We start from the raw sequence: 14,484 nt of genomic DNA on the forward strand, positions 1-14,484 counted from the left end.
GAGGAAGGCATGGGACACTACACGGGAAATCCGGATGCGATCAGGGCGCTTCACCGCGGCTACGAGGTGCATCGCGACGTCTATATCGATCCGGAAATCTACCGGCTGGAAATGCGCCACCTGTTCGCCAATGCCTGGGTGTTCGTCGGCCACGAGAGCCAGACCCCGAACAAGGGCGATTACTTCGCGACCCAGGTCGGCGACCAGCCGGTGATCCAGGTGCGCCACAGCGACGGCGAGGTGCATGTTCTCTATAACCGCTGTCCGCACAAGGGCACCAAGATCGTCATCGACCGCTCCGGCAACACCGGCAAGTTCTTCCGCTGCCCCTATCATGCCTGGTCGTTCAAGACCGACGGCTGCCTGCTCGCGATCCCGCTCAAGAAGGGCTACGAGAACACCGGCTTCGAAAACTCCGACAGCGGCAAGGGCATGCGCGCGGTGGGTGCGGTCAGGAACTATCGCGGCTTCATCTTCTGCCGTCTCGCGGAGGAGGGGATCTCGTTCGAGGAGTTCTTCGGCGGCTCGCTGTCCTCGATCGACAACATGGTCGACCGTTCGCCCGCCGGGCGGCTCGAAGTGGCCGGACCGCCGCTCAGGTATCTGCATCACTGCAACTGGAAAATGTTGGTCGAGAACCAGACCGACACCTGCCACCCGATGGTGGCGCATGAAAGCTCGGCCGGCACGGCGGTGAAGCTCTGGGAAGAGCTCGACATGCCCGAGGGCACGCCGCTGCCGCCGGCGATGGAAATCATCGCGCCCTTCACCTCGCCCTACGAGTTCTTCGAGAAGATGGGGATCCGCACCTGGCCCAACGGCCACGGCCACACCGGCGTGCACCATTCGATCCATTCCAATTATTCCGAAATCCCGGGCTACATGGACAAGATGGTGGCAAGCTATGGTGAGGAGAAGGCGAAGGCGATCCTCGGCGAGAACCGGCACAACACGGTCTATTTCCCCAACATCATGATCAAGGGCCCGATCCAGCAGCTGCGTGTGTTCATCCCGCTCGCCGCCGACCGGACCATCGTCGAAAGCTATATCTACCGGCTTGTCGACGGCCCGGACGAACTGACCGCGCGCACCGCGATGTACAACCGCATGATCAACGCCCCGACCTCGATCGTCGGTCATGACGATCTGGAAATGTACGAGCGCGCCCAGGAGGGGCTGCATGCTGATGGCCTGGAATGGGTCAACATCCAGCGGCTTTACGAGGAAGGCGAGGACTTCACCGAGGAGGCGGTCGAGAACGGCACCACCGAGCGGCAGATGCGCAACCAGTTCGACGCCTGGGTCAGGTTCATGACCATGGACATGGACGGCGTGCGGGAGGCCGCGGAATGAGCATCTCCAAGGACCAGGTGATCGACTTCATCTATGACGAAGTGCGGATGCTCGACGAGGGCCGCTACGACGAGTGGCTGGCGCTGTGGCTGAAGGACGGGCATTACTGGATGCCGCTCGATTACAAGCAGAGTGATCCGCACACGGTGACCTCGCTGATGTATGAGGACTTGTTCATGCTCAAGCTCCGGATCGAGCGGCTGAACGGCGCCCGGACCTTCTCGCAGAAGCCGAAGAGCCGCTGCCACCACGTGATCCAGCGTCCCTTCGTGGACGAGATCGACGAGACGGCAGGCACCTGTGTCGCAACCACCTTCATGCACTACGTCGAGACCCGGCTCGACGAGCAGCAGCTGCTCGCGCTCACCGCGCGCCACGAGCTGGCGCTGGTGGACGGGGCCTTGCGGATCGCCAACAAGCGCGTCGACATCTTGAATTGCGACGCGGCCTTCCGCAACATCCAGCTGCTGCCATGATCGCACCCGGAGCCCAGACGATCTGGCAGGCCTTTTCGGACACCGCCGGCCGCTATCCGGAGCGGGCGTTGTTCAACGTGCTCCCCGAAACCGCCGCCATCTACGGCATCGATGCGGGGGAGACCGGCTACCGCGCCGCGCACGACCGCGTGACCGAACTCGCCGCCGCCCTGCAGCAGGCGGGCTACGGACCGGGCTTCCGGGTGATGCTGCTTCTTGAAAACCGGCCGGAATTCTTCCTCTGGCTGCTGGCCTTGAACCGCATCGGCGCGGCCGTGGTGCCGGTCAATCCGGATCTCAGGCACGCGGAACTGAGCTACATGGCGGGCCATGCCGAGCCGTCGCTGATCGTGGCGATCCCGAACCGCTGTGCGGACCTGGCGGCCGCCGCCAAGGAGGCGGGTCTCGATGCTCCGGTGATCGCACCCGGTGATGCGCTGCCCGCGCCCGGCACCGCCGGTCCGGTGGCGCTCCGGCGCGATGCGGACGGAAACCCGCTCGACGGCGCGGCGATGGAGGCAGCGCTTCTCTACACCTCCGGCACGACGGGAAACCCGAAGGGCTGCATTCTCACCAACAGCTATTTCCTGGAAGCCGGGCGCTGGTACGCGACCGCCGGCGGTCTCTGCGCGCTCGGCGAGGATGGCGAGCGGATGATCACGCCGCTGCCGATCTTCCACATGAACGCGATGGCCTATTCCTTCATGGCGATGGTCGCCGTCGGCGGCTGCCTGACCGTGCTCGACCGGTTCCATCCCTCAAGCTGGTGGCAGAGTGTGGCGCAAAGCGGCGCAACCTGCCTGCATTATCTCGGCGTGATGCCGTCGATGCTGATGGGGGCGCCTGAGAGCCCTTCGGATCGGGCGCATTCCGTTCGCTTCGGCTTCGGCGCGGGCGTCGATCCCAAGCTGCATGCCGCGTTTGAGGCGCGGTTCGGCTTCCCGCTGGTCGAGGCCTGGGCCATGACCGAAACCGGGGCGGGGGCGGTGATCTGCGCCAATCAACTGCCGCGCCGGGTCGGCGAAAGCTGTCTCGGCCGGCCCGGTCCCGGCCTGGATGTTCAAATCGTCGATGACGGCGGGAACGTCAGTCTGACCGGTCCCGGCGAACTCCTGGTGCGCCGCGAGGGAGCGGACCCGCGCCACGGTTTCTTCGCGGGCTATTTCAAGAACGAGGAGGCGACTGCGGAGGCCTGGGCCGGCGGCTGGTTCCACACCGGCGACATCGTCCGCCGCGAAGCCGACGGCTCGATGTTCTTCGTCGACCGCAAGAAGAACGTGATCCGCCGCTCGGGCGAGAACATCGCCGCCGTCGAGGTGGAATCGGCGCTGATGCGGCATCCGGCGGTCAAGGCGGCGGGCGTGGCCGCGGTCGCCGATCCGGTGCGCGGCGACGAGGTGTTCGCCTGCCTCACGGTCGAGGGCGAGCCGGGCGCAGCACTTGCCACCGAGATCGTCGGCTGGTGCCTGACCCAGCTCGCCTATTACAAGGCGCCGGGCTATGTTGCCTTTGTCGAGGCCCTGCCGCTGACATCGACGCAGAAGATCCAGCGGCGGGTGCTCAAGGCGCTCGCCGACAGCCTGGTCGGGGAGCCTGCAACGGTGGATACGCGCGCGATGAAGAAGCGGACGGCGGCGTGAGGCGGCAGGACTACAGCGGCGTGGTGGTCACGGCGCCGGTGTCGGTGCCCTATCTGCGCTACAGCCAGGAAACCGCGCATTGGTGGATCGCCCGCGCGCTCCGTCAAGTGCTCGAAACCGCAGGCCTTGCCCCGCGCGATCTCGACGGGCTGTCGGTGTCGAGCTTCACGCTGTTTCCCGACACGCCGGTGGGGCTCACCCAGCATCTGGGCCTGAGCCCGCGATGGCTCGACACGATCCCCATGGGCGGGGCGAGTGGTGTGGTGGCGCTGAGGCGTGCCGCACGTGCGGTGCAGGCGGGCGACGCCGACATGGTCGCCTGCATTGCCGGCGACGCCAACCGGATCGACAGTTTCCGCCAGCTCCTGTCCTCGTTCTCGCGTTTCGCGATGGATGCGTCCTATCCTTATGGCTCTGGCGGGCCGAATGCGAGTTTCGCCCTGATCGCCGACGCCTACATGGCCGAATATGGCGCCACGCGCGCGGATTTCGGCCGTATCGCCGTGGCCCAGCGCGCCAATGCGCTTCAGTATCCGAACGCGATCATGAAGAAGCCGCTGACGCTTGAGGACTATCTCACTGCCCGCCCCATCGCCGAGCCGTTCGGGCTTTATGATTGCGTGATGCCGTGCGCGGGCGCGGAGGGCTTTCTGGTGATGCGCGAGGAGGAAGCCGCCCGGCGCGGACTTCCCTTTGCGCGGATCGCCGCCACCATCGAGCGCCACAATGCCTTTCCGGAGGATCCGGTGCAGCTCCGCGGCGGCTGGGCCATGGATGTGGACGAGCTCTATGCGATGGCGGGCTTCGGGCCGGAGGCGATCGACGTGGTCGAGACCTATGACGACTATCCGGTGATCTCGATGATGCAGTTCGAGGATCTGGGCTTCTGCGCCAAGGGAGAGGGCGCGCGTTTCGTGCGCGAGCATGACCTGACGATCTCCGGCGATTTTCCGCACAACACCTCGGGCGGTCAGCTCTCGGCCGGGCAGGCGGGCGCTGCGGGTGGCTATCTCGGGTTGGTGGAGGCGATCCGGCAGGTGACCGGCCAGGCGGGCGGCACCCAGGTGGCGGAGGCCGGCACCGCGCTCGTCTCCGGCTTCGGCATGATCAATTACGACCGCGGCCTGTGCTCGGGCGCGGCGATCCTCACGGGAGCGGACCGATGACCGGCAAGCTCGCGCCCCCCAGAAAGAAGAACCCGCAACTGAGGCAACGCGTGCCGACGCTGCCGCCGCAGGCGCGCTCGCGCGCAGCGCTCGGGCTCACCGCGGCAGCGGCGCGCGGGGCGTTTGAACTCCAGCACTGCGCCGAATGCGGCACGGTGCAGTACCCGCCGCGCGACGCCTGCGCGGCGTGCCTGTCGGTCGATCTCCTCTGGCGCGCGACCGCGCGGGACGGCCAGATCATCGCCGAAACCCGGATCCATGCCTCGCCCGATTCCTACTATCGCGAACGGCTGCCCTGGCGCGCGGGGCTGGTGCGGCTTGCGGCCGGGCCCACGGTGCTTGCGCATCTGCACGGCGAAGTCGGCCGCGGCGACCGGGTGCGGATGGACTTGAAACTCGACAAGGCCGGGCAGGGGGTGATGATCGCCCTGCCGCAGCAAAGGACCCCCGACATGGCCGATGACGATGTCTTGCGCACATTGACCGCGCATCCGAAGCACCGGCGGGTGCTGATCACCGATCTTCGCGCGCCGGTGACCCGGCCGCTGATCGAGGCACTGCTCAAGGCCGGGGCGGCGCATGTCTTCGTGGGCGAAGCCGAAAGCTGGCGGCGCGGCTCGGACCATGCGTCCATCGCCGGCCTTGACAAGGTGTCGGTGCTGCCGCTCGATGTCACCGATGCCACGTCGCTGAAAAAGCTTGCGGCCGAGATCGGCGGCAAGACCGACATTCTGATCAACACCGCGCGGCATGTCCGTCCCGGCGGCGTGCTCGGCGCCGACACCGTGTTCGCGCGCGAGGAATTCGAGACCAATGCGCTCGGGCTGATGCGGCTCGCGCAGGCCTTCGGCCCGGCCATGGCCGGCCGCACCGCCGACGGCGTCAATTCCGCCGTGGCCTTCGTCAATATCCTGTCGGTCCATGCCCTGTCCGCCGATCCGCACTATGGCGCGTTTTCGGCGAGCCAGGCTGCGGCGCTGTCGATCAGCCAGACGCTGCGGGCCGAATTCCGCGCCTCGGGCCTCAGGATGATCAATGTCTTCAGCGGCCCCACCGATGACGAATGGCACCAGCCGCTGCCGCCGCCGAAAGTGGCCCCGAAGGCGCTCGCGAGTTGCGTGGTCGAGGCGCTTTGCGAGGGGCTGGAAGACGCGTTTTGCGGCGATGTGGCGAAGGACCTCGAGGAGCGCTGGCGGCGTGACCCGAAGGTGCTCGAACGCGAACTCCAGGGAGGCGGGGCATGAGCGGGGTGCTTGAGGATCTGGCGCAGGCGCTGGGGACCGGTGCGGTCGAGGTGGTCGATCTCACCCACACGCTCGATCCGGATTTTCCGGTGATCGTGCTGCCGCCGGAATTCGGCCAGTGCGCGCGGTTCCGGATGGAGGAAGTTTCGGCCTATGACGGGCGGGGTCCGGCCTGGAAGTGGCACAACATCTCGATGAACGAGCACACCGGCACCCATTTCGATGCGCCGATCCACTGGATCTCAGGCCGCGACGTCGCCAATGGCGCCATCGACGAGATCGATCCGTCGGTGTTCGTCGGTCCGGTGGTGGTGATCGACTGTTCGGAGGGAGCTGCCGGGAACGACGATTTCGAACTCACACCCGCGCTTATCGAAGCGTGGGAGGCCGCCCATGGCCGCATTCCCGCCGGCGCCTGGGTGCTGATGCGCACCGACTGGTCGAAGCGCCGCGGCGCCGATTATCTCAACATGGCCGAGGACGGCCCGCATTCGCCGGGGCCGACGCCGGCGGCGATCGAGCTTCTGCTTGCGCGCGACATCCGTGGCTTCGGCACCGAGACGGTCGGCACCGACGCGGGGCAGGGCGCGCATTACATCCCGCCCTATCCGGCGCATTACCTGCTGCATGGCGCTGGCAAATACGGCTTGCAGTGTCTGAGCAATCTCGACCGGCTGCCGCCCACCGGCGCGATGCTGATCGCCCCGCCGCTCAAGATCAGGGGCGGCACCGGCAGCCCGCTCCGGGTGCTGGCGCTGGTGCCGGGCGGCAAGCTTCGAGGAGAACACCCATGAGCGAGTTTACCGCCGTCATCACCGGCGCGAGCAAGGGCATCGGCGCCGATCTCGCTGCGAAGCTGGTCGCGCGCGGCTACCGGGTGATCAACCTGTCGCGCACCGCGCCCGAAAGCGCGCCATCCCAGCTTGAGACCGTCGAATGCGATCTGCTCGATGCCGGGGCGGTCGCCGCCGCAGCGCGGCAGATCGCATCCGATCATCAGGTCACGCATTTCATCCACAATGCCGGGCTGATCTGGCCCAATCTGGTGGAGGAAGCGAGCGCGGAGGACATCACCGGGCTCGCGCAACTGCATCTCGGCTCAGCGCTCACGCTGGTGCAGGCCTTCCTGCCGGCGATGAAGATGAGGCGCTTCGGCCGGGTGATGTTCAACGGCTCGCGTGCGGCGCTGGGCGTGCCCACGCGCACCGCCTATTCGGCCACCAAGGCGGGGATGATCGGCATGGCGCGGACCTGGGCGCTCGAACTCGCGCCGCACGGGATCACCGTCAATGTGGTGGCACCGGGACCGATCCAGACCGACAATTTCTGGGGCATCGTGCCCAAGGGCAGCGAGCGCGAGGCCGATCTCGCCAGGCGCATTCCGGTGGGCCGGCTCGGTTCGGTCGAGGATGTCAGCAACGCCTTCCTGTTCTTCTGCGATCCGGCGAGCAGTTTCGTCACCGGCCAGACGCTCTATGTCTGCGGCGGCGCGAGTATCGGCATGCTGTCGCTGTAAGGGGCCGGTGCCGGTGGACCCGCTGCCGCCGAGGGGAGGGCCGCGGCCACCCTGGGACCACGGTGCCCGTGGCCGCGCAGGATGATGGTCGTCGCGGGTGCCTGTTCCGGTTGCGTGCCAGCCGTGCTAGGTGCAGGGGCAGACCGACCCGAAAGAGGAATGCCTGTGAAACGCCTCGTCCTTCCCGTCTTGTGTTTCTGCGTTGCCGCCATCGGGCTTGCATCGGCCACCACCGGCCCATGGTACAAGACTTTCTTCGGCCACTACGCCGCGACGCTGCGCTACATTCAGTATGGTCAGGCGACACCGGGGATCAACGATATCTATGCTGGGCAGATCGGCGGGTTCATCAAGACGGAAGACGTCAGGCTCGCCACGCTCGCGCCGGCTGAGGAAACCCGTGGGGCCTATGGCCTGGAATGGACATTCTTTGGGGCGCGATTTCTGCCGCTGCCGTCTGGCGGGCAGCCGTCCTTTTACGCAATGACCTATATGGGCAGCAATGCCGCCTTTCACGGCGCCGGCTACGATGCCCTGATCTCCCCGGCCGACATCGCCGGTGCGATCGGCACCTCGCCGCAAACGGTTACGGAACTGGCCACGTTGTCGGCGCATGTCGCGGCTTTCGGCTACGAGGATTTCAACCGCTCCGGGCATCACGCTCCACTGTCCTGGAACTCGAAGGACATCGACGCTGACGGAATGGGCGATTTCACGCTTGGCGGCTTGATCTATCTGTCGACCACCGGCTTCACCACCCCTCTTGCGGTCCGCGGTAGGGCTGCCGAACATGTGTTCATCGACACGGAGGAGGGCGTCCGGATCGTGCGGTTATTGGCTGGCCGCCTGTCGGTTGCCGGGTATGATCCTGCCAAAGGACTTCGGGACCTCGCGACGCCGATCGAGATCCATGACGTGGCCGTGAATGCCGGTCATGCCTTGACCTCCGCGCCCGCGCGAAACGGAGACCTGATCCTGGTTCGCCGCGCATGCGGGCTGCAAATCTACCGCTATGGCGCTGGCGTCGTTGCGCCGGGCCCTTGCATCACGGGCTTGACCGGCTCCTGGGCAATGCCGGGTGCGGCCGGCGATTTCGACGGGGATGGCGAGCCGGATTTTTGGATTTCGCAGACCGACCAGGGCAACCGTTCGGCTCCGTCCACCGGGCATGTGCGGCTGATTTCCGGTCGGTCGCTTGCCGCTGCCACGGGCGAGGTCCCGATCGACAGCCTGACCATCGCCAAGATGCGCGGATCGGCGGCCTATTCCAATTATGACGGGATCTGCACCACTCTTTCGCCGGTGGCGGGCGACTTCGACAATGACGGCAAGCCGGACCTGACATGTTCCGGGCACCGTCACATGAATGAGGCTGGGGCGATGTACCTGCTCAGGGGCGCCGACATTTCGCAGGGCATGGACATCACGATCGAAGACAGCCGCGTGATCAAGGTTGCAGGACCGATGATGAGCCAGCTTGCGCCGCCGTTCCACCATTGGGATGCGACCGACTTTGACGGCGACGGCTATGATGACATCGCCGTATCCGCGGACAATGATGTGTATGCCGGCATCAATGCCGGGGCAGTATATCTGCTCTCCGGCAAGGCAATCGCGGAGAGCCAACCGGCCGCCTCAAGTTCCCGTTGACGGAAACGGGGCGGCCGCTCCGAGGGGACGGGCCGTCAGAGGCGAATTGACCGCAGGACGGAGCGAGCGCACGCTCCCGAACACGGGCCGGACCGTCCATGGGAGATGGCGCTGGAACCGGGCGGCAGTGCTTTGCTGTTAGCGCTGTTCCGCGGCTACGAAGCGGGCGACCGCGGCCTTGTTGTGCTCGTCGATCAACCGTTCGCCGTCCGTGACGAGATCCTGCAGCGTCTGGCCTCGCAAGGCGCTACGCCAGGCCTGTTCGGCGGCGAGCATGCGGGTCTTGATGAAGCAATCGGTCTTGTAGACGCAGGGATCCTTGGCCTTTCCGGGACCCCGCCGCCGGATCTCGCGACAGACGAAGGCCGGTTCGGGGCCGTCAATCGCCTCTACGAGATCGAGCAGGGTGATCCGCTCCGGCGCGCGCGCGAGCCTGTAGCCACCCCGCGGACCTGGCACCGCCTCGATCAGGGAGGCCGCCGCCAGCGCCCGCAGGTGCTTGAGAAGGTAGGAGCCTGACACGCCGTGCAGTTCGGCAAGGCTCTTGCCGGCAAGAACCTTGCCCCTGGGAAGTCCCGCCAGCACCAGTGCGCTGTGCAGCGCCGCCTCCACTCCGTCGCTCATCCTGCGCATCCGCGCCTGCCTTTCTCCGCCCGGGCTTGCTTTGGTCTATCATCGATATATCTTATCTATGATTCCAATCCAACCAGCTCCAGCGGAAAAGACCATGACAGCCAGATTGAACATCGCCAAACTCGCCCCCGATCTCTACCGGGCGGTGGCGGCCCTGGATGCAGCCGTGACCAACGCGGGGCTCGATGCCCGCCTGCTGCATCTCCTCAAGCTCCGCGCCTCGCAGATCAACGGCTGCGCCTATTGCGTCGATCTGCATGTGAAGGAGGCGCTCGCCGACGGCATCGACGCCCGGACCCTGCATCTGGTCGCGGTCTGGCGCGAATCGCCGCTGTTCGATGCGCGCGACCGGGCGGTGCTCGACTGGACGGAAAGCGTGACGTTGGCGGCCGAGACGGGCATTCCCGACGCGGCCTATGATGTGGTTCGGTCGGAGTTTTCGGACAGCGAAATCGCCGCGCTGACGATCGCGATCGGCACGATCAATATCTGGAACCGGATTGCCGTGAGCTCCAGGATGCAGCACCCCGTCTAGCATGCCGTGGGACCATCGCACCCCGGGTGCCCGCCTTGAGCCCTATCAACGGTCGCGCTGCATCTGCTCAGCGACCTGTTCCAGGTAGTCCTGCAGCGTCTTGCCGATTTCAGGCTGGAAGCTCGTTCCGATCGTTTCGCAACGCTCAATCCGGTCGATGCGGAACGCCCGGAAGCGGTTGCGCAACTCGCACCAGGCCGAGCAAGTCCAGACGCGGCCCCAGTATTCGGTTTGCAGCGGGCGGATCACGCGCGTGCTCTCCCTCTCGTTGAGGGCACGATAGGTGATGCGGAGCTTGAGCCGGTCCCGGATCGCGCGCCGGATCAGCGGCATGTGTTTGAACCCCTCCTGTGCGCGCTCGAACGCATAGACGCCAAATCCCCAGGACTTGGGCGCCTGGCGGCGGTTCGACGCATGCTCGCCCAGCTTGGCTAGCACAGAAGCGGCGGCGGCTTGCAGTTCCGGATCCGCGGCCTCCTTGACGATCGCCATCCCGAGCGTGAGCGCCTCAAGCTCGGTCAGCGACAGCCCCATGGGCGGCAGAAAGATCGGTTCGCGCAGCAGATAGCCCACGCCACGCTCGCCCTCTATCGGGACACCGGAGGCAACCAGCGTGTCGATGTCCCTATAGACGGTGCGAACAGAGACCTGAAGTGCGGCGGCGATGTCACGGGCGAGGTGGAGCCGCCCGTCCCGGACGATCTCCACGATTTCCGCCAGTCGCTCGCTGCGCCGCAAGGGGGTGTCAGCCGATGGCGACTTCCAGCTCGGAATGCATGAGCTGGACAGTCGGTCCGTTGATCGCGGCAAGGAAGCCGGCATTGCCGGGCGCCTTGCCGATTTCGGCGGCGGCGGCTTTTGCGGCGTTCATGTCTGCCCACTGAACATGTTCGATCCAGGTGCCGTCTTCGGTGCAGGACAGACGCCGCGCAAGGAAGCCCGGCCGCTCCTTGACCCAGGCACTCATCGCCATGGCGGCGGCAACAAAGTCTTCGCGGCTCACACCGTCGTTGAGCGTGAAGGTGACGGTTTCGATGACGTTCTTGGACATGGGATACTCCTGTTTGTCTTTCTAAACGATCCGCCACCCCTACGCCATCCCAACTGCCATAACCTGTCAGTTGGGATGGCGGGCCCGGAGGACCCATGCGCGAGCCATTGCCAGGCAGTTGCCCGAACTGCCGCAAGCTGGCCGAGCCGGACCAGTGCCTGCAAGCCAGTTCCGGCACGGCCGAGGAGGTGTGGGAAGGCTTTGAATGGCGCTGCCGGGCCTGTCCGGAAATGGCGCCGGAGCCTCACCGGATTCACGGCGCCAGTGCGTGAAATCGATGCTGCTGTCCTCTGGGTGCAAGACGATGTAACGCTTGTCTCGGACGAGCGAACAGTTTCAGTCTGATGTGCAATTCCATCAGGCGTCCATACATCGACCGTTCCATTTCCAGGTTCGAACCTTCCGCTGTCGTTCGATCAGGCAACCTCCGGGGCTTTGCCATAGCCACGGCTCGTCACGATGACCAGGAACGCGACAAGAAGGACGGCGAGCAGGATCGGCGAGAAGCTCCGAGGGCCGATCGCGTCCAGCAGATAGCCGCCGAGCATTGCGCCGCCGGCGATCGCCGCGTTCCAGACGGTGACAAGCATGGCCTGGGCGAGATCCGCCGCAGGTCCGGCGGCGCGTGCCGAGGCTGTCTGGAACAAGGTGGCAGTTCCCCCGAATCCCAGCCCCCAGATTGCCGCCGCCATGTAAGCAGGCAGGCTCGCAGCGGTATCTGGCCAGAAGAGCGCGGCGGCGAGCGCAAACAGCGCGATGCTGACCAGAGACAGAAGCCGCAAATGCCGGTCAATCCACACGCCCACCAGCGCGATACTTGCCAGCGCCGCGATGCCGAACACCAGCAGGTAGGCGTCGACGCTGAAACTTGCGCTTTTGCTCGCCAGAAGCGGTGCGATATAGGTGTAGAGCGCATTGTGCGCGAGCACGAAGAGCAGCACGACGCCAAGCGTCGCCGGAATGCCCGGCCGTATCAAAACATGGCCAAAGCGCTCCTGTTCGCCATCTGGCTCGCCAGCGAAATCCGGCAGCAGCCAGGAAACGAGAACCAGCAGGAGCGCAGCGATCGCGCTCATGGCGAAGAACGGGATCTGCCAGACCGTCTGGAGGCCCAGCCAGGCACCGGCCGGGATGCCGAGCGAAAGTGCTATCGGGGTACCTGCCATCGCGATTGCCATCGCCCGGCCGCCCAGATGCGATGGCGCGATGCGAATCGCATAACCGGCCACCAGCGCCCATAACAGTCCGGCCGACATCCCGGCGACCAGCCGCGCCACCATCATGATGATGAAACTGTCGACGGACGCGGTCACCGCGTTCGCGATCAGGAAGCCCGCGATCGCAACGAGCAGCAGCGGCCTGCGGCGCCAACTGCGCGTGGCCATCGTGATGGGGATGGCCGCGAGCATGGAGCCGACGGCGTAGAGCGTGATCGCCTGGCCCGCCAAGGACTCGCTGACGCCGAAGGTCCGGGCCATCTCGGGCAGCAGTCCGGCCGGCAGCGCCTCGGTGAGGATCGTCACGAAACAGCCGGTCGCCAGCACCAGAAGTCCCGCGAGGGGCAAGCGATCCGGTGCAGGGACGGCCTCGCCCATGGGGCGTGAGGCGCTCATCGGTCCGCTCCGGGGAGGATGACCGCATCGGCGGCATAGGTATGGAACTCGTGGCGACTGACTTTGCCGACCCTCTCCCACAAACGCCGGAACTCAGAATCGGCGAAGAAGGCCTCGACATCGTCCACACCCGAGATCGCTTCGATGTTCCCGACCGTGTCGCCATCAGTGCTGCGCGCCAGCGTACTCCAGCGAAACCCAGGTTTGGCCTGTGCGACGTAACGGACCACGGCATCGATCGCCGCAAGCGTTTGGGCCTGTTTGCCCTCGTGACAATGCATCACGTTGACGATGAAGACGGTTTTCTCGGGCATGGTCGCGAAGGACGGTTGGCTCGTCATTTGGATGCTCCTGTGTTGAAGCGATCTTGTATCTGCGAAGCTCGGTTGAGATAATGAGGCTGCAATTCCGATGACTTCGGAATATTATTCTTGTATAGAGAGGCGATGGAGAATCTCGGAACCCTTGCGGCCTTCGTTCAGGCGGCGGAAAGTGGCAGTTTCAGCGCCGCCGGGCAGCGGCTTGGCCTCTCGTCTTCCGCAATCGGCAAGGCCGTCGGACGGCTGGAGGAGGATCTGGGCGTTCGCCTGTTCCAGCGCGACACGAGGCGGATGTCGCTGACCGAAGAAGGCCGCCTATTGCTCGATCGCGCGCGCCGAATCTTTGAAGAAGTTGACGGTGCGCGGAGCGATCTCGCTCGGACTTCCGCCGATGCGAAGGGGCGTCTCCGCGTCAGCATGCCGCTTGTTGGGATGTTGCTGATGCCGGCGATCGAGGCCTTCTGGACCGCCTATCCGAATATCGAACTCGATCTGGATTTCAGCGACCGGCTGGTCGATCTGATCGAAGAGCGGATCGACGTCGCACTGAGGAGCGGGACGCCCGGCGACAGTCGCCTGATGCGCCGCAAGCTCGGCAGTTTCCGGCTCAAGCTGGTCGCGTCACCCGATTACCTCGAGCGCAACGGCACCCCGTCGTCTCCCGCCGACCTTGCCGGGCATTCGTGCCTCAGGCAACGCTTCGTTGGCAGTCAGACGCTCCACGCGTGGCCGCTGCAGCCGGACGTTCCCGATCTGCCCGTGGCGATTAGCGCCAGCGCAATCGAACCGCTCCTGCATCTCGTCCGGGCAGACAAAGGGATCGCCTGCCTGCCGCCCTTTGCTGTCGACCCGGCGATCGCCGCCGGCGAGCTGCGGCAGATCCTGTCCGATCATATGACAGGCGGGACCGAGATGGCGCTGGTATGGCCCACCGCCCGCCAGCTCTCGCCGCGCGCTCGTGCCTTCATCGACTTCATGGCCCAAGCAATCCGGTTCGATTGAGCGTCCCGGAACCCTCGTCCGTTGCCTTGCAAGTCAGCAATCGGGGGGGACGATGTGGCCGAGATACTCCACCTCTTGGAAATTTGCCTGGAAGCGGGCCGCGACCTGTTCGACACTGCCGATGTCTATTTGGACGGCGCGCCGGAAGAGGGGGTTACCGAAGCGATCAAGGGCTGCCGCAACGCTCTGTCGATTTCGACCGAGCCCAACCTGTCGATCGGCAGCACATAGGTTATTTTCGGCGGCAAACGGTGTGAGCTTATCGGGACATGGCTGACAGCTCAT

General features: G+C 65.5%; 17 protein-coding genes. 12 read left to right on the top strand and 5 right to left on the bottom strand.

Annotated elements, in window-relative coordinates; all coding sequences use genetic code 11:
* Window positions 1-9: 9 nt before the first annotated feature.
* From AWJ14_RS09335 to AWJ14_RS09370, 8 genes are all read left to right on the top strand, one after another.
* Window positions 10-1,353, top strand: coding sequence for an aromatic ring-hydroxylating dioxygenase subunit alpha (locus AWJ14_RS09335; RefSeq protein ID WP_066177814.1), 1,344 nt, complete (start codon window positions 10-12; stop codon window positions 1,351-1,353).
* Complete coding sequence (locus AWJ14_RS09340) at window positions 1,350-1,829, top strand: aromatic-ring-hydroxylating dioxygenase subunit beta (protein ID WP_066177815.1); 480 nt, start codon at window positions 1,350-1,352, stop codon at window positions 1,827-1,829. The genes AWJ14_RS09335 and AWJ14_RS09340 overlap by 4 nt, the downstream gene beginning before the upstream one ends.
* A complete protein-coding gene (locus AWJ14_RS09345) occupies window positions 1,826-3,469 on the top strand; it encodes an AMP-binding protein (protein WP_066177818.1) in 1,644 nt (547 codons plus the stop codon). The genes AWJ14_RS09340 and AWJ14_RS09345 overlap by 4 nt, the downstream gene beginning before the upstream one ends.
* Window positions 3,466-4,635 carry a thiolase family protein gene (locus tag AWJ14_RS09350; RefSeq protein ID WP_066177819.1) on the top strand — a complete coding sequence of 390 codons (1,170 nt, stop codon included), beginning with the start codon at window positions 3,466-3,468 and terminating at the stop codon, window positions 4,633-4,635. Before AWJ14_RS09345 ends, AWJ14_RS09350 begins: the two co-directional genes overlap by 4 nt.
* The gene (locus tag AWJ14_RS09355; protein WP_066177820.1) at window positions 4,632-5,879 is read left to right on the top strand and encodes an SDR family NAD(P)-dependent oxidoreductase; all 1,248 of its coding nucleotides are present in this window, start codon (window positions 4,632-4,634) and stop codon (window positions 5,877-5,879) included. Before AWJ14_RS09350 ends, AWJ14_RS09355 begins: the two co-directional genes overlap by 4 nt.
* Complete coding sequence (locus AWJ14_RS09360; RefSeq protein ID WP_066177822.1) at window positions 5,876-6,673, top strand: cyclase family protein; 798 nt, start codon at window positions 5,876-5,878, stop codon at window positions 6,671-6,673. The genes AWJ14_RS09355 and AWJ14_RS09360 overlap by 4 nt, the downstream gene beginning before the upstream one ends.
* The gene (locus AWJ14_RS09365) at window positions 6,670-7,395 is read left to right on the top strand and encodes an SDR family oxidoreductase (protein WP_066177824.1); all 726 of its coding nucleotides are present in this window, start codon (window positions 6,670-6,672) and stop codon (window positions 7,393-7,395) included. The genes AWJ14_RS09360 and AWJ14_RS09365 overlap by 4 nt, the downstream gene beginning before the upstream one ends.
* Before the next feature lie 81 nt (window positions 7,396-7,476).
* Window positions 7,477-9,045, top strand: coding sequence for an FG-GAP repeat protein (locus tag AWJ14_RS09370; RefSeq protein WP_139112588.1), 1,569 nt, complete (start codon window positions 7,477-7,479; stop codon window positions 9,043-9,045).
* 138 nt (window positions 9,046-9,183) lie between these two features.
* Here AWJ14_RS09370 and AWJ14_RS09375 read toward each other — a convergent pair whose 3' ends face one another.
* Window positions 9,184-9,678: an Rrf2 family transcriptional regulator gene (locus AWJ14_RS09375; protein ID WP_066177827.1), complete on the bottom strand. Its 495-nt coding sequence runs from the start codon at window positions 9,676-9,678 to the stop codon at window positions 9,184-9,186.
* Between the two features lie 94 nt (window positions 9,679-9,772).
* On the opposite strand from AWJ14_RS09375, the gene AWJ14_RS09380 reads away from it, so the two are divergent.
* Window positions 9,773-10,213 carry a carboxymuconolactone decarboxylase family protein gene (locus AWJ14_RS09380; RefSeq protein WP_066177829.1) on the top strand — a complete coding sequence of 147 codons (441 nt, stop codon included), beginning with the start codon at window positions 9,773-9,775 and terminating at the stop codon, window positions 10,211-10,213.
* A gap of 45 nt (window positions 10,214-10,258) precedes the next feature.
* Here AWJ14_RS09380 and AWJ14_RS09385 read toward each other — a convergent pair whose 3' ends face one another.
* Window positions 10,259-10,951, bottom strand: coding sequence for a helix-turn-helix transcriptional regulator (locus tag AWJ14_RS09385; RefSeq protein ID WP_066177833.1), 693 nt, complete (start codon window positions 10,949-10,951; stop codon window positions 10,259-10,261).
* A gap of 7 nt (window positions 10,952-10,958) precedes the next feature.
* The gene (locus AWJ14_RS09390; RefSeq protein WP_066177835.1) at window positions 10,959-11,264 is read right to left on the bottom strand and encodes an antibiotic biosynthesis monooxygenase family protein; all 306 of its coding nucleotides are present in this window, start codon (window positions 11,262-11,264) and stop codon (window positions 10,959-10,961) included.
* Between the two features lie 95 nt (window positions 11,265-11,359).
* Here AWJ14_RS09390 and AWJ14_RS22395 point away from each other — a divergent pair, with 95 nt between their 5' ends.
* The gene (locus AWJ14_RS22395) at window positions 11,360-11,536 is read left to right on the top strand and encodes a hypothetical protein (RefSeq protein ID WP_171904851.1); all 177 of its coding nucleotides are present in this window, start codon (window positions 11,360-11,362) and stop codon (window positions 11,534-11,536) included.
* A gap of 144 nt (window positions 11,537-11,680) precedes the next feature.
* Here AWJ14_RS22395 and AWJ14_RS09395 read toward each other — a convergent pair whose 3' ends face one another.
* Both AWJ14_RS09395 and AWJ14_RS09400 read right to left on the bottom strand, forming a co-directional pair.
* Window positions 11,681-12,877: an MFS transporter gene (locus AWJ14_RS09395; RefSeq protein WP_066177837.1), complete on the bottom strand. Its 1,197-nt coding sequence runs from the start codon at window positions 12,875-12,877 to the stop codon at window positions 11,681-11,683.
* Window positions 12,874-13,218 (bottom strand): hypothetical protein, encoded by a 345-nt coding sequence (locus tag AWJ14_RS09400; protein ID WP_066177838.1) that lies wholly within the window; start codon window positions 13,216-13,218, stop codon window positions 12,874-12,876. The genes AWJ14_RS09395 and AWJ14_RS09400 overlap by 4 nt, the downstream gene beginning before the upstream one ends.
* 105 nt (window positions 13,219-13,323) lie before the next feature.
* On the opposite strand from AWJ14_RS09400, the gene AWJ14_RS09405 reads away from it, so the two are divergent.
* Window positions 13,324-14,199, top strand: coding sequence for a LysR family transcriptional regulator (locus tag AWJ14_RS09405; protein ID WP_066177839.1), 876 nt, complete (start codon window positions 13,324-13,326; stop codon window positions 14,197-14,199).
* A gap of 54 nt (window positions 14,200-14,253) precedes the next feature.
* On the top strand, window positions 14,254-14,430 hold the full coding sequence (locus tag AWJ14_RS22175) for a hypothetical protein (protein WP_245304189.1): 177 nt from the start codon (window positions 14,254-14,256) through the stop codon (window positions 14,428-14,430).
* Window positions 14,431-14,484: the final 54 nt, after the last annotated feature.

Origin of the sequence: Parahoeflea olei (assembly GCF_001703635.1) — a bacterium.
Taxonomy (GTDB): domain Bacteria; phylum Pseudomonadota; class Alphaproteobacteria; order Rhizobiales; family Rhizobiaceae; genus Hoeflea; species Hoeflea olei.

What these genes read in the sequence shown, in the direction of transcription:
- AWJ14_RS09395 (WP_066177837.1), bottom strand. Translation starts at nt 12,877, where the DNA reads ATGAGCGCCTCACGCCCCATGGGCGAGGCCGTCCCTGCACCGGATCGC.
- AWJ14_RS22395 (WP_171904851.1), top strand. Translation starts at nt 11,360, where the DNA reads ATGCGCGAGCCATTGCCAGGCAGTTGCCCGAACTGCCGCAAGCTGGCC.
- AWJ14_RS09390 (WP_066177835.1), bottom strand. Translation starts at nt 11,264, where the DNA reads ATGTCCAAGAACGTCATCGAAACCGTCACCTTCACGCTCAACGACGGT.
- AWJ14_RS09400 (WP_066177838.1), bottom strand. Translation starts at nt 13,218, where the DNA reads ATGACGAGCCAACCGTCCTTCGCGACCATGCCCGAGAAAACCGTCTTC.
- AWJ14_RS09335 (WP_066177814.1), top strand. Translation starts at nt 10, where the DNA reads ATGGGACACTACACGGGAAATCCGGATGCGATCAGGGCGCTTCACCGC.
- AWJ14_RS09380 (WP_066177829.1), top strand. Translation starts at nt 9,773, where the DNA reads ATGACAGCCAGATTGAACATCGCCAAACTCGCCCCCGATCTCTACCGG.
- AWJ14_RS09355 (WP_066177820.1), top strand. Translation starts at nt 4,632, where the DNA reads ATGACCGGCAAGCTCGCGCCCCCCAGAAAGAAGAACCCGCAACTGAGG.
- AWJ14_RS09375 (WP_066177827.1), bottom strand. Translation starts at nt 9,678, where the DNA reads ATGCGCAGGATGAGCGACGGAGTGGAGGCGGCGCTGCACAGCGCACTG.
- AWJ14_RS09345 (WP_066177818.1), top strand. Translation starts at nt 1,826, where the DNA reads ATGATCGCACCCGGAGCCCAGACGATCTGGCAGGCCTTTTCGGACACC.
- AWJ14_RS09365 (WP_066177824.1), top strand. Translation starts at nt 6,670, where the DNA reads ATGAGCGAGTTTACCGCCGTCATCACCGGCGCGAGCAAGGGCATCGGC.
- AWJ14_RS09405 (WP_066177839.1), top strand. Translation starts at nt 13,324, where the DNA reads ATGGAGAATCTCGGAACCCTTGCGGCCTTCGTTCAGGCGGCGGAAAGT.
- AWJ14_RS09340 (WP_066177815.1), top strand. Translation starts at nt 1,350, where the DNA reads ATGAGCATCTCCAAGGACCAGGTGATCGACTTCATCTATGACGAAGTG.
- AWJ14_RS09370 (WP_139112588.1), top strand. Translation starts at nt 7,477, where the DNA reads ATGATGGTCGTCGCGGGTGCCTGTTCCGGTTGCGTGCCAGCCGTGCTA.
- AWJ14_RS09360 (WP_066177822.1), top strand. Translation starts at nt 5,876, where the DNA reads ATGAGCGGGGTGCTTGAGGATCTGGCGCAGGCGCTGGGGACCGGTGCG.